Consider the following 12,161-nt stretch of genomic DNA (forward strand, 5'->3'; position numbering starts at 1 on the left):
GAAACGGGGACGGCCGAAACGGGGACGGTTGAATCGGGGACGGTTGAATCGGGGACGGTGGAACCGGACAGGCCGGGCTCGGCAGCCATCGGCCCGGACGGGCCGGCACCGGGTGCGGGGGACGGGAGGACGCCGGTGACCTCCAGCTCGCTCGCGCCCTGGACGTTCCAGGCCAGCACGGCCGTACGACTGTCCCGGGCGAAGGACACGAGTTCCAGCTCGCAGCCTTCGCGTTCCGCCACGACGGACAGGTCCAGCATTTGGCCGTCGCGGTCCAGCCGTGCGGCGTGCAGCGCCGCGAACTCGCGGCCGGCGTTGCTCCGCAGCCACACGACGTCCCCCTCGGGTGCGAACGCGCCGACCCAGGGGTCTCCGTCGGCGAGCGGGACCACGCAGGCCGGGCGCAGATCGGCGGTGCGCAGGACGACCGCCTCGCGCCGGGCGCGCGGGCCACGGCGCACCAGCGCGAGCCGCCCGTCCACGCTGATGTCGCACACGCGCAGGGTGGCCGCCCCGGCCTCGGTGGCCAGCAGCACCGGCGCGGCCGTGCCCTCCGGGTCGACGAGGTAGGCGGCCAGGCCGCCCCCGGACGCCGTGCCGTCCGCGGCCGGGTGCCGCGGGGCGGGTCCTTCTCGGGTTCCGGGGCCGACGTCGCCGTGGTGTGCGCCTCCGAGGAGGACGGCGTGCCCGTCACGGTCCGCCCAGCCCGCCGGGTGCGGCTCGGTGTACGTGCCGGGATCGGCGAGGCCGGGTTCGGCCGGGGCGGCGGGCCCGCCCACCGCGGCCCCCGTGGTGACGGGTTCGGCGACCGTGACGGCGACGGCCGAGCCGTCGTGCGTCCAGCAGCCCAGATACGCGGAGCTGCCGGGCTCGGCGCCGGCGATGACGCGGCGGCCGGTGCCGTCGGGGCGCACGCACAGCACCCGGGTGTGCTCACCGCCGCCCGGGGCCGTGGTGTAGGCGATCCAGCGGCCGCCGGGCGACCAGGACACCTCTTTGACGGGATCGGGGTCGGAGTCGAGCAGCCTCGGCTCGTCGCCGTCGACCGGACCGGTCCACAGCTGCGGTACGCCGCCGCGGTCGCAGATGAAGGCCACCCGGGCGCCGGCGGGGTCGGCCGAGGGGTACCAGCAGCCGTGGGCTGTCAGCCGGACCGGCGTGTCACGTGCTCCCGGGGCGTCCGGGAGCACGACCACGCCGGGCGCGGGGGCCGCGGGCGTGCTGCGGGGTTCCTCAGGGCCCGGCCGGCGGGCGGCGGCCGGGGCACTCGGCACCGGGGCGGCACCCGTGGCCGGGGCGGCACCCGTGGCCGGGGCGGCCTCCGCCAGGGCCGCCGGACCCGCGGGCGTCGCCGGCAGCCCGGCCTGGTCCGAGGCCGGTGCCCCGCCCGAGGCCGAGGTCGGCGCCGGAGCGGCCGGGTCGGCAGCCGTAACCGCGGGCGGGTCGGCCCGGACCGCCCCGCCCGTGGCCGGAGCCCGGCCCGCGTCGGAGACCGGGCCCGGGCCCGTCGGGGCCGGGTCCATCGGGGCCGGGCCCGTCGGGGCCGGGTCCATCGGGGCCGGGCCCGTCGGGGCCGGGTCCGTGGGCGGTTCCTGCGGGGCAGAGGCCGTCGTCGTGGCGTGCGGGTCCCGCGCCCGCTCCGGAGCGCCCTGAGCTCCTCGCTGCCAGGTCAGCGGATTCCGTGCGTCTGCAGCCATATCTCCAGCAAAGCTACCTGCCACAGGGCGTTGGCCCCGCGCTTGGTGCGGTGGTCGTCCGGTGCGGCGAGCAGCTCCCCGACGTACGCGTCCTGGAAGATCCCCCGCTCCCTGGCGGCGGGCGCGGACAGTGCCTCGCGCACTCGCTGGAGCACAGGACCGGCCATGTGCTTGATGGCGGGCACCGGGAAGTAGCCCTTGGGGCGGTCGACGACCTGGCCCGGCAGGACCTTGCGGCCCGCCTCCTTCAGAACGCCCTTGCCGCCGCCGGCCAGCTTGAGCTCCGGCGGACAGGCGGCGGCGAGCTCCACCAGTTCGTGGTCGAGGAACGGTACGCGGGCCTCCAAGCCCCAGTCCATGGTCATGTTGTCGACCCGCTTGACCGGGTCGTCGACGAGCATGACGTGGGTGTCGAGACGCAGCGCCGCGTCGAGGGCCGTGTCTGCACCCGGTGCGGCCATGTGGTCCCTCACGAAGCGTCCCGAGACGTCGCGCCCGGTCAGCATGTGCGGTTGCAGCATCCGGACGAGATCGGCGTGCGGCCGGTCGAAGTACGTCTCCGCGTACGCCCGGGCCGCGTCCTCACGGGCGGGGGCCGCCAGCTGCGGATACCAGTGGTAGCCGGCGAAGACCTCGTCCGCGCCCTGACCGCTCTGGACGACCTTCACCTCCTTGGACACCTGCTCCGAGAGCAGGTGGAAGGCGACGACGTCGTGGCTGATCATCGGTTCGCTCATCGCGGCGACCGCCCCGTCCAGGGCCGCCGACACGCGGTCGGACGGGACCATCAGCTGGTGGTGGTCGGTGTCGAAGGTCTTTGCGACGAGATCGGAGTAGAAGAACTCGTCGCCCTCCTCGCCGCCCTCGGACTCGAAGCCGACGCTGAACGTGGCGAGGTCCTTCTGCCCCTCCTCGGCGAGCAGCGCCACGATCAGGGAGGAGTCGAGGCCACCGGAGAGCAGCACGCCGACGGGGACGTCGGCGACCATCCGGCGGCGTACGGCGGTGCGCAGAGCCCCCAGCACCGCGTCGCGCCACTCGTCGGGGCCCATCCCCTCGTGCTCCGGGCGCCGGGCGTAGGACGGCTGCCAGTAGCGGTGGTCGTGGTACGTGCCGTCCGGCTCGACGACCCGCACCGTGGCCGGGGGCAGCTTGCGCACCCCTCTCAGGACGGTGCGCGGCGGCGCGACGGTGGCGTGCCAGCTGAGGTACTGGTGCAGCGCGACCGGGTCGATCGAGGTGTCCACACCGCCGGCCGCGAGGAGCGCCGGGAGCGAGGAGGCGAAGCGCAGCCGGCCCGGCCCTTCCGCCAGGTAGAGGGGCTTGATGCCGAGCCGGTCGCGGCCGAGCACGACGCGGCCGGTCCGCTCCTCCACGACGGCGAAGGCGAACATGCCGTGGAAGTGGCCGACGCAGTCGGTACCCCACTGCCGGTACGCCTTGAGGACGACCTCGGTGTCGGAGGTGGAGGTGAAGCGGTGACCGAGGCCGCGCAGTTCCTCACGCAGTTCCCGGTAGTTGTAGACGCAGCCGTTGAACACGGCGGTCAGCCCCGCCTCGGTGTCGGTCATGGGCTGGGCACCGAGGTCCGACAGGTCGATGATCTTCAGCCGGCGGTGTCCCAGCGCCACGGCGCCCCGCGTCCACACGCCGCGGCCGTCGGGCCCGCGGGCCTGAAGTCGGTCGGTCATGCGGGCGACCGCGGCGTGGTCGGGCCGGCGGCCGTCGAACCGTATCTCTCCGCTCAGGCCGCACATCGGGCAACACCTCCTCGCCGTGAGCGGTCGCCCAGGGACCACGGGGGTGCCGTGGTCCCTCGGCGGCCGGACCGGGCCGGGACTGTGCTGCTGGACATGACGAGACGTCTCCTCGGTGACTCGGGAGGAACGGGCGTTGGGTCGCGGGCGGGTCCGCGGCAGCGCTCGCCGCCGGGACTCTCAGCCTCCGACGGCCTCGACGGGGCCGGTGACGGGCCTGGGGGCGGACGCGACGGCGCCGTGCGGGGGTATGCGCCGGTGCGCCGTACGGGCGGGCCTCGGGGGGCGGCGCTCGCCGCGGGTCTCGGCCACCAGGTGGTCGACGCAGGCGAGCAGGTCCTGTTCCCTGGCGATGCGGCGTATCCGCCGGGCGGCGCTGCCCTCGGCCAGGGTGCGTTCGGTGAGCGCCAGCACGGTGCTCCAGTCGCCCTGGGCCTCCAGGGCGGGGCGCAGCTTCCTGAGCATGGCGCGGACCACCGTGGGCGCGGGGGCGGCGCGGCGGGTGTCCGGGTCGATCAGCGCGCCCTCGAGCCCCGACCTGGCGGCGCGCCAGGTGGCCGCGCGCAGCCATTCGTGCCGCCCGGGGCACTGGTGGCCGCCGGACGCCTGGAGCCGCCGGCCGGCGTCGGTCACCAGGGCCCGGAACAGGCCGGCGATCAGCACCACCGTCTCCGCTCGGGGACACGCGTCGCAGATGCGCAGTTCCAGGGTCTGCTGGTGGGCGGATGGGCGTACGTCGTAGTAGATCATCCCCGCGTCGGTGATGACCCCGGAGCGAATCAGTTCCCGCACATGGGCGTTGTACTCGGCGGCGTCCGCGAAGCAGCCGGCCGGCCCGGCGGTGGGCCAGCGCTGCCACAGCATGGTGCGCCAGCTGGCGTAGCCGGTGTCCGCGCCGAGCCAGTGGGGGGAGCTGGCGGACAGGGCGAGCAGCGGGGGAAGCCAGGGCGATACCGCGCACATCAGCCGGACCGCCGTGTCGCGGTCGGGGACGTCGACGTGGATCTGGGCTCCGCAGATGAGCTGCTCGTCGGCGACCGCGCGGTACTCGTCGACCATGTGCCGGTAGCGCGGGTCGGGAGTGGCGGGCACCGGGGCCACGCCCGCGAGCGGCACCGTGCCGGCCGCCACCACGGCGAGCCCCTGGGAAGAGGCGGCCGTGTCCAGCAGGCGGCGCGAGCGGACGAGGTCCGTGTAGAGGTCGTGGAGGGACGCGTGCACGCCACTGTTGGACTCCACGGTGGACTGCTGCAGCTCCGTCGTGAAGCCGCGTCTGGGCAGCCGGCTCAGTATGGCGTTCGCCCGTGGAGCCAGCAGACCGCTCAGCGGATCCAGGACGTGAAACTCCTCTTCCACACCCACGCAAACGGTCACGGCCACTCCTCGGTATCTGGACGGGGACGCCTGCCTGGCCCCCGACCGGGGGGTAATGCGGTGGCGCTCTGTGTCTCCCGGGTGCCCCCGCAACCAGCGGGTAACCCCTGGCCCTCATCCGGCCCGCGGGTCCCAGGACTCCGGCGCGGACTCCGGCGCGTCCGTGCGTGGCCGCGCGGCGGCGGGTGGGTGACCGAACTTCGGCCGTGGTCAGTGGAGTTGAACGCGCCGGACGGGGCAGCCGGTCGGTGCCCGGCGGACCCGGCGCTCGATCCGATCCCGAGCGGAGGCCCGAAGTGAGCGAGATCATGCTGCCTGTGCTCGTCACCGCCCTCATCGGCGGTTCCAGTCTGTACACGGCAGTCGACTCGTGGCAAAGGCGCCGGGCCGGCGCTGCGGCGCCGCGGGTGAGCGCGAGCGCTCCCGCCGCCGCCGCGGCCGCTCGCCCGTGGGAGGAACCGGCTGAGGACCCGGCCGCCCGTGCCCGCGTGGCCGAGGCCGAGCGCATCGTCGCCGCGGCCTACTTGCGGTACGCGGACCTGTACGACGTGCCGGCCGCGGAAACCACCGTTCGCCGAGGCGCGCCGGGGCGGCGCCGTGCACCGTGCGGCGTCCCCGCCGGCCTCACCCGGTCGGACGACGGCCGGATCACCTGTCGCCGTGCTCCTCCCGGCGCGGATAGAAACGTCCCAGCTCGGCCCAGTACCGTTCGAGGAGCGCCTCGGCCTCCCGTACGGCGCGGTCGGCACCGGACCCCGACGGCGCGGGGCGCGCCGGAGCGGCGGGCCGCGCGGACGCCGGCCGCGACCGGAGACGGCCGACGAGAGGGCCCGCGTGCCGTGGCTCCCCAGCGGGCCACCAGTACGGCGGCGGTCACCGCCGCGGCGGCGATGGCGTGTGTGTCATGGTGAACTGCCACGGTTCCTCCTGCGGGGCAGCACCCCACTCGTGCCAGTGTGTTCGTGTGCCGGTGTGTTCGCTTGCCGCCGGGCCTCCCTGCACAGAGGCTCCGTACGGCCCTACGGCTACGCCGCGCCGGCGTACCGCTGCCGCGCTCCCCTGTTCCCCACCGGGCGGCACCGCGGGTCCCGGGCTCGGGCTCCCGACGCCCGGTGCGTCCGGTGCGTCCGGTGCGTCCGGTGCCTTCAGTGCTCCGTGCCCTCAGTGCTTCTTGTCGAGTTTGCGTAGCTCCTCCGCCACCGCGATCAGACCGAGGGACACGGTGACCGCTTCGCAGGACCGCACCGACGGCTCGTCCTGCGTGTCGACCATGGTGGCCAGGCGGCGGAAGGAGACCTTCGCCTGCTCCAGGTAGTCGATCTGGTCTTGGCCATTGGACTGCATCGACGTCAACCCCGACCCTCGCGCAAGGAGCCGCCCCGCGGCGTGCGGGCTGTCCCTGCCCGGCTACCCCCGCCCCGGCCCGCCCATGCGGCACACCGCGCCACCGGCTCCGGCCCGCGCCGCGCCGTTTCAGGGGCCACCTGCCGGGAGACCCGGATACAGACGAATGGCAAAGACGCACATCGCGAACGACTCACACACGACACGACTGGATCGCGGGAGACTATTCATGGACGACTGGCGTGACGCCGCCGCATGCCGGAACGAGGACCCCGACCTCTTCTTCCCCATCGGCAACACCGGGCCTGCTTTGCTGCAGATCGAGGAGGCGAAGGCCGTCTGCCGTCGCTGCCCCGTGCGGGAGCAGTGCCTGGAGTGGGCACTCGACGCCGGCCAGGACATCGGTGTCTGGGGCGGGACCAGCGAGAACGAACGACGGGCACTGAAGCGGAGGCGCGCCGTCCGCAGCCGTGCCAGGGACACGGGCTAGCCGTGGGCTGGCCGGTATCCCGTACGGGGCCCGCGCGACGGCGCCACCCCACAATCCCGTGGGGTGGCGCCTTTCGCGTGTGCGGCCGGGGCGCCGGCGCACGGGCTCAGCCCTGGACGGCGGCAGGGTCCATCCACATGACTTCCCAGGTGTGTCCGTCGGGGTCCTGGAAGGAGCGCCCGTACATGAATCCGTGGTCCTGGGGCTCCCCCGCGGGTGAGCCGCCCACGGCCAGCGCCTTGTCGGCGAGCTCGTCGACCTTCTCCCGGCTCTCGGCGCTCAGGCACAGGAGCACCTCGGAGGTCGTGGTGGAGTCCGCGATCTTCTTGCTGGTGAAGTCCTGGTAGCGCTGCCTGGTCAGCAGCATCGCGACGATGGTGTCGCTGATGACGACGCAGGCACAGTCGTCCGTCGTGAACTGCGGGTTGATCGAGTAGCCGAGCTCGGTGAAGAACTTCTTCGACGTGTCGAGGTCGTCGACCGCGAGGTTTACGAAGATCATCTGCTGGTACATGGGCCGTCCTTCGTCGTGTGGGCCTTTCACGGCATCAGACGGCCCCGGCGCCGGAAACTCATCGCCCCCGCCGCGGATTCCCCGGATTCCGGATCCGTCAGGGCGTGTCCCACTTCTGGTTGGCGGTCCCCGCGCACGTCCAGATCTGCAGCCGCGTGCCGTTGGCGGAGTTGTTGTCCGTCACGTCCAGGCACTTGTCCGCCTGCGGGTTGACGATGTCTCTCGCCGAGGAGATCGCCCAGCGCTGGTTGGGTCCACCGGTGCAGTCCCAGAGCTGGAGCCCGGCGCCGTCGGCGGTGCTGTTGCCGGTGACGTCGAGGCACTTGCCGAGGGCGCGCAGGGTCCCGTCGGTGCCGACGGTCCACTGCTGGGCGGCCGTGCCGTTGCACTCGTAGAGCTGGACGGGGGTGCCGTTGGCGGGGTCGGCGCCGGCCACGTCGACGCACTTGCCGGCCAGCCCGGTGATCGGACCCGTGCGGCCGGCTCCGCCCTCCCCCGTGGTGACCTTCACGTAGTCGACCACGAGTTGCTGGGGGAAGACCGTGGTGCCGTCGGGGTCTCCGGGCCAGTAACCGCCGACCGCGAGGTTGAGGATCAGGAAGAACGGCTTGTTGAACACCCATGTCCTGCCGCCGAGGTCGGCGGGGGTACGGCGCTGGTAGACCTGCCCGTCCACGGACCAGGTGATGGAGTCGGGGGCCCAGTCGACGGCGAAGGTGTGGAAGCCGTCGGCGAAGACCTGGCCGTTCGGCAGGGTGTACGCCGCTCCTATGCCGCCGCTGCCGGAGTAGCCGGGGCCGTGCAGGGTGCCGTGCACGGTGGAGGGCTCGAAGCCGACGTTCTCCATGATGTCGATCTCGCCACTGGCCGGCCAGCCCACGTCGGGATCGCCGATGTCGTGGCCGAGCATCCAGAACGCGGGCCACATGCCCTGTCCGCGCGGGACCTTCATACGTGCCTCGAAGTGGCCGTAGGTCTGCGTGAAGCGGCCCGCGGTGTTCAGCCGGGCGGAGGTGTACTGGCAGCTGCCGTACCAGCAGGTGTAGCCCGCCGGGTTCTCCTTGCGGGCGGTGATCACCAGGTGTCCCTGGCCGTCGAGGGCGGCGTTGCGGTTGCCTGCCGTGTAGTACTGCCGTTCGTGGTTGTTGACGTTGTCGCCGGTCTCGATCTGCCACTTGGCGCTGTCCACGGCGGAGCCCGCGGGCCCGTCGAAGTCGTCGTTGAAGGCGGCGACGGCGGCAACGGCGACGGGCTCGGGGGCCGGGGCGGCCGTGGCGGGCCCGGACGGTAGCGCCGTGAGGGCGAGGGCGAGGACGCCGAGGGGCAGGAGAAGGCGGCGGCGGAGCTTGTGCGGGCTCGTGCGTGGACTCATGGGTCACATCCGGCTGCGTTCACGGCGAGCAGCCTGTCCAGAACATGACAGGTTCTCGGCCGACATGGTGGGGGGTGGGGGCGCGCTGGGCATGAGCGGGAGATCGGTGCGCACGGCCCGGTGCGACAAGCCGCGGCAGCACTTAATTCAGATCTTGATTTAAGGGCGACCCGAACAAGCTGTCAAGACTTTGGTCCAGGCCTGCGGCCCACGCTTGACACCCCGACCTCGCGGGAATATTCGAACATATGTACCATTGCCTTGTGTGTGAGAACGAAGAGGTGACGTAGCGGTGGGCCAGGGCTCCCAGAGACCCGCCGACACGTTCACCGGGGCACCCGGTGCCCCGGGTGCGGACGATCTGCCGCCCGATCTGGAGAGGCTGCGCGTCCTGGAGCGCTGGGCCGCGCTGTTCCTGGAACGCGTGCGCCGACGTATCCATGACATCGAGACGGCCGGCGCCCGCTCCGCGCGCCCCGCGCCCGTCCCGCCCGAGTGGCTCGTGGCGTACGACAAGGGCCGCAGGCCGTCCGCGGTCCACCACGCCGACTGCCCGATGCGGGGCAAGCAGCACCGACCCCTCACCAGGGAACAGGCACGTTCCGCCATCGCCGTGGAACAGGTGCCCGCCTGCCCGTTCTGCCGCCCCGACGCCGACCTCGAGATCCTCGACCCGTAGAGCGCGGATCAGCGGGTACCCGGGCGGAGAACGAAATCCGTGCGGGGCGCACCTCGCACGGAGCCACCACGAAAGGGAGGCGCGAAACGATGAGCACGGTGAAGGAGTCGGTGGAGGTCGAGGTCCCGGTCCACACCGCCTACAACCAGTGGACGCAGTTCGAGGAGTTCCCCCAGTTCATGGAGGGGGTCGAGCGGGTCACGCAGATCGACGACCGCCACAACCACTGGACCACCAAAGTCAGTGGCGTGAAGCGGGAGTTCGACACCGAGATCGTCGACCAGTTCCCCGACGAGCGGATCGCCTGGCGCACCATCAGCGGCGACACCAAGCAGAAGGGTGTGGTCAGCTTCCAGCGTCTTGACGAGACACACACCCGGGTGGAGCTCGTCATGGAGGTCGAACCCAGCGGTGTCGTCGACAAGGCCGCTGACATGACCGGCATGATCGACCGCCGGATCAAGGGCGACATGCGGCGCTTCAAGGAGTTCATCGAGCAGCAGGGCGGCGAGAGCGGAGGCTGGCGCGGCCGGATCAGGCCCGGTTCCTGACCGGTCACGGCTTCTACCCACCCCCGCCCCGACGGCCCGCGGACGGCCGTCGGGGCGCCGGGCGTTCCGCCGAAAGCCCGGCCCAGCGCAAACCTCGGCGCTCCCCCTGCCGGGGTGCGCTCCCCCCTAGTCGGTGCGGAGCCCCTCCGGTCGCGTGGTCCGCCGCGGGGCCGGCGCCGTCGGCACGGTGACCAGAAGAACGCGGGCCGCCCCGATGCCCGCGATCTCCGGCATGTCGAGCCGGTCCACGTCCGCGGTCCTGCCGACGAGGCCGAGAAGTGCGTTCCCCATGGCCGTGCCCACGACCCCCGCCACCAGCAGGCCGACGGCGACCGGCAGCCGGTTTCGGCGGATAGACCTTGCCGAAGCCGTCCAGCCGGCGTGCCCCGCCCGCGCCATGAAGCCAGGGATGCGGGTGACGGGCCGGGCCGATGCCGGCTCGGAACCCCTGCGCGCAGCGCGAGTTCCGGCATTGCCCGGGGCGGCCGCCGCGCCCTCTGAGGCGGGATGGAATACCCGGGACTATACACTGAGTGTGTAGTGGGTGGGCAATGCCCGCAGGCACGAACCGCGCGAGCCGCCGGAGTTACGCCTCCGCGCCGCGAACGGAAACGGGGCGGGCGTCTCCGGTCCGGGGGCAGTTGTGCAACGCACCGGGCGCCGAGGGACGGTGGAGGCCTCCTGACACCGGCTATGCCGGGAGGACGCGCGACGCGGCCTCCGGAGCCTGCACCGACGGGCCGCCCGGCTGCGCGGATTTGACCGCGGCGGACGGCTCGGCGGCGGACGGCTCCGCAGTGGTCGACCCGGCGGCTGTCGGGGCGGCCGCGTCGCCCGCGGCCAGCGCGAACGACCCGGCACGTATGTGCCGCATGGCGCAACTGGCCACTCGGTAACGGCCGTTGGGCACCTCGCTCGACCTCCTGAGGTGAACTGTCAGCAAACCGGCCCATTCGTACCCGTTGCGTTCGGCGTGCCGGACGAGGCTGTCCGTCAGCGCCTGCCCCACCCGGTCGCGTTGCCGGGCCAGTCGCTCGTGCACCGTGTCGGCGAGCTCGACGTCGTAGGCGTTCGGGACCACCACCCGGTTCTCGCTGCACACCACCGCGTGGCCGTCGCACTCCCGGCGCAGGGCATCGACCAGTTCGACCGGTTCGCTGCGGAAGATCCTGGCCAGCAGGGCCTCCAGCCGACGCTCCATCACTCGTTCCCACTGCTTCAGCGTTCCCATGACAAGGCGCCTGCCCGCAACCCACTCCCCCACGCCCGTAAGAGGCGAACGGCCCCAAATCGCCCCTTCCCGCGCCGTGTCGCCGTATCCCCCGGGCCCAGCTGCAGGCCCGGCCTGTGCCGGAACGCGTCGGGTGCCTGTGCCGGAACTCGTCGGGGCCGCCTCGCCTGCCGGGGCCGTGTCCGGGGACGGCCGTTCAGTGCGCCCCGGCGGGCGTGGGGAGACGCCGGGGCGCACGGGTGACGGCCGCGCCGGACGCCTGAGCGGCGCGGGCGAAAACAACGGCGTCCCGGACCGCGGCGCCGCCCGGGTCGTTGTTGAAGTACACGAAGACGTCCTCGCCCGGGGACCAGGTGTCCGCGAGCCGACGCGCCCAGGTGGTCAGCGCCTGCCGGCCGTAGCGCGGCCAGGGTTCGGCCCGCCCAGAGTGCAGCCGCAGATAGCCCCAGCCGGTGGTCCGCCAGAGCGGGGCGACCGGCCGGGAACCCACGTCCGCCCAGCACAGGGCGGCGCCCCGCTCCTCCAGCACGGAGCGGACCTCCGGGGTCCACCAGGAGTCGTGGCGGGGCTCGACCGCGACGCGGGCACCGGCGGGGAAGCAGCGCAGGCAGGCGTCGAGGAGGGCGGGATCGGCCCGCAGGGTCGGTGGGAGCTGGAGGAGGACGGGTCCGAGCCGGTCGCCGAGGCCGGCGGCGTGATCCATCAGCCGCTGCACGGGTTCCTCCGGTTCCCGCAGCCGCTTGATGTGGGTCAGGAACCTGCTCGCCTTGACGGCGACGACGAAGTCCGGCGGTGTGCGGTCCCGCCAGGCGGCGAAGTTCTCCCGGGTGGGCAGCCGGTAGAAGGCGTTGTTGCTCTCGACGGTGGCGAACCTCTGGGCGTACTCCTCCAGCCACAGCCGCTGAGGCAGTCCCTCCGGGTACAGGACGCCGCGCCAGTCCTTGTACTGCCAGCCCGAGGTGCCGACGAACAGGGTCATGCCCTCATCGAAACACGCCCGCCGGGATCCCGCGGGCGCGGCGGGCGGTCCCTGGGACATCACCCGGCGGTGCGGCGCCCGTGTGCCGCTCCGCCCGCCGGATCCTTCCGGACTCGGCCGCCGAGCGCGCCGAACGCGTCGTACGGCCTGAAGGTGGTCGTGGAGGTGGGGAT

The 12,161-nt window shown here is 73.0% G+C and carries 10 protein-coding genes and 2 pseudogenes; 3 read left to right on the forward strand and 9 right to left on the reverse strand.

Annotated features, from left to right (window positions below):
- The 4 genes and pseudogenes from GUY61_RS39285 to GUY61_RS26100 form a co-directional block, all read right to left on the reverse strand.
- Positions 1-1,697, reverse strand: a pseudogene (locus tag GUY61_RS39285) (hypothetical protein); the annotation flags it as partial.
- Positions 1,670-3,454 (reverse strand): N-acetylglutaminylglutamine amidotransferase, encoded by a 1,785-nt coding sequence (locus GUY61_RS26090; protein ID WP_166632686.1) that lies wholly within the window; start codon positions 3,452-3,454, stop codon positions 1,670-1,672. The gene GUY61_RS26090 and the pseudogene GUY61_RS39285, both read right to left, overlap by 28 nt.
- Positions 3,455-3,634: 180 nt before the next feature.
- Positions 3,635-4,828: a glutamate--cysteine ligase gene (locus GUY61_RS26095; protein ID WP_166632687.1), complete on the reverse strand. Its 1,194-nt coding sequence runs from the start codon at positions 4,826-4,828 to the stop codon at positions 3,635-3,637.
- Between the two features lie 1,161 nt (positions 4,829-5,989).
- A complete protein-coding gene (locus tag GUY61_RS26100; protein ID WP_166632688.1) occupies positions 5,990-6,172 on the reverse strand; it encodes a hypothetical protein in 183 nt (60 codons plus the stop codon).
- A 229-nt stretch (positions 6,173-6,401) separates the two neighbouring features.
- Here GUY61_RS26100 and GUY61_RS26105 point away from each other — a divergent pair, with 229 nt between their 5' ends.
- Complete coding sequence (locus GUY61_RS26105) at positions 6,402-6,662, forward strand: WhiB family transcriptional regulator (RefSeq protein WP_166632689.1); 261 nt, start codon at positions 6,402-6,404, stop codon at positions 6,660-6,662.
- Between the two features lie 106 nt (positions 6,663-6,768).
- Here GUY61_RS26105 and GUY61_RS26110 read toward each other — a convergent pair whose 3' ends face one another.
- Both GUY61_RS26110 and GUY61_RS26115 read right to left on the reverse strand, forming a co-directional pair.
- Entirely contained in the window at positions 6,769-7,176 is a 408-nt protein-coding gene (locus GUY61_RS26110) for a VOC family protein (protein ID WP_166632690.1), read from the reverse strand.
- Between the two features lie 97 nt (positions 7,177-7,273).
- Positions 7,274-8,548, reverse strand: a complete 1,275-nt coding sequence (locus GUY61_RS26115; protein WP_166632691.1) for a ricin-type beta-trefoil lectin domain protein — start codon at positions 8,546-8,548, stop codon at positions 7,274-7,276.
- Between the two features lie 292 nt (positions 8,549-8,840).
- Here GUY61_RS26115 and GUY61_RS41300 point away from each other — a divergent pair, with 292 nt between their 5' ends.
- Together GUY61_RS41300 and GUY61_RS26125 are read left to right on the forward strand one after the other, a co-directional pair.
- Entirely contained in the window at positions 8,841-9,227 is a 387-nt protein-coding gene (locus GUY61_RS41300) for a DUF6233 domain-containing protein (protein WP_166632692.1), read from the forward strand.
- Between the two features lie 89 nt (positions 9,228-9,316).
- Positions 9,317-9,778, forward strand: coding sequence for an SRPBCC family protein (locus GUY61_RS26125; RefSeq protein ID WP_166632693.1), 462 nt, complete (start codon positions 9,317-9,319; stop codon positions 9,776-9,778).
- Positions 9,779-9,904: 126 nt separating this feature from the next.
- On the opposite strand, the gene GUY61_RS26130 is transcribed toward GUY61_RS26125, so the two are convergent.
- From GUY61_RS26130 to GUY61_RS26140, 3 genes and pseudogenes are all read right to left on the reverse strand, one after another.
- Positions 9,905-10,069 (reverse strand): hypothetical protein, encoded by a 165-nt coding sequence (locus GUY61_RS26130; protein WP_166632694.1) that lies wholly within the window; start codon positions 10,067-10,069, stop codon positions 9,905-9,907.
- 547 nt (positions 10,070-10,616) lie between these two features.
- A pseudogene (locus tag GUY61_RS26135) lies at positions 10,617-11,009 on the reverse strand (DUF3662 domain-containing protein); the annotation flags it as partial.
- A 196-nt stretch (positions 11,010-11,205) separates the two neighbouring features.
- Positions 11,206-11,988: a DUF72 domain-containing protein gene (locus GUY61_RS26140; RefSeq protein ID WP_166632696.1), complete on the reverse strand. Its 783-nt coding sequence runs from the start codon at positions 11,986-11,988 to the stop codon at positions 11,206-11,208.
- Positions 11,989-12,161: the final 173 nt, after the last annotated feature.

Origin of the sequence: Streptomyces sp. GC420, from assembly GCF_009916105.1 — a bacterium.
GTDB lineage: Bacteria > Actinomycetota > Actinomycetes > Streptomycetales > Streptomycetaceae > Streptomyces.

Excerpts from the sequence above, each read along its gene's own strand:
- GUY61_RS26105 (WP_166632689.1), top strand. The coding sequence starts at position 6,402 with ATGGACGACTGGCGTGACGCCGCCGCATGCCGGAACGAGGACCCCGAC.
- GUY61_RS26140 (WP_166632696.1), bottom strand. The coding sequence starts at position 11,988 with ATGACCCTGTTCGTCGGCACCTCGGGCTGGCAGTACAAGGACTGGCGC.
- GUY61_RS26115 (WP_166632691.1), bottom strand. The coding sequence starts at position 8,548 with ATGAGTCCACGCACGAGCCCGCACAAGCTCCGCCGCCGCCTTCTCCTG.
- GUY61_RS26090 (WP_166632686.1), bottom strand. The coding sequence starts at position 3,454 with ATGTGCGGCCTGAGCGGAGAGATACGGTTCGACGGCCGCCGGCCCGAC.
- GUY61_RS26130 (WP_166632694.1), bottom strand. The coding sequence starts at position 10,069 with ATGGGGAACGCACTTCTCGGCCTCGTCGGCAGGACCGCGGACGTGGAC.
- GUY61_RS26125 (WP_166632693.1), top strand. The coding sequence starts at position 9,317 with ATGAGCACGGTGAAGGAGTCGGTGGAGGTCGAGGTCCCGGTCCACACC.
- GUY61_RS26110 (WP_166632690.1), bottom strand. The coding sequence starts at position 7,176 with ATGTACCAGCAGATGATCTTCGTAAACCTCGCGGTCGACGACCTCGAC.
- GUY61_RS26100 (WP_166632688.1), bottom strand. The coding sequence starts at position 6,172 with ATGCAGTCCAATGGCCAAGACCAGATCGACTACCTGGAGCAGGCGAAG.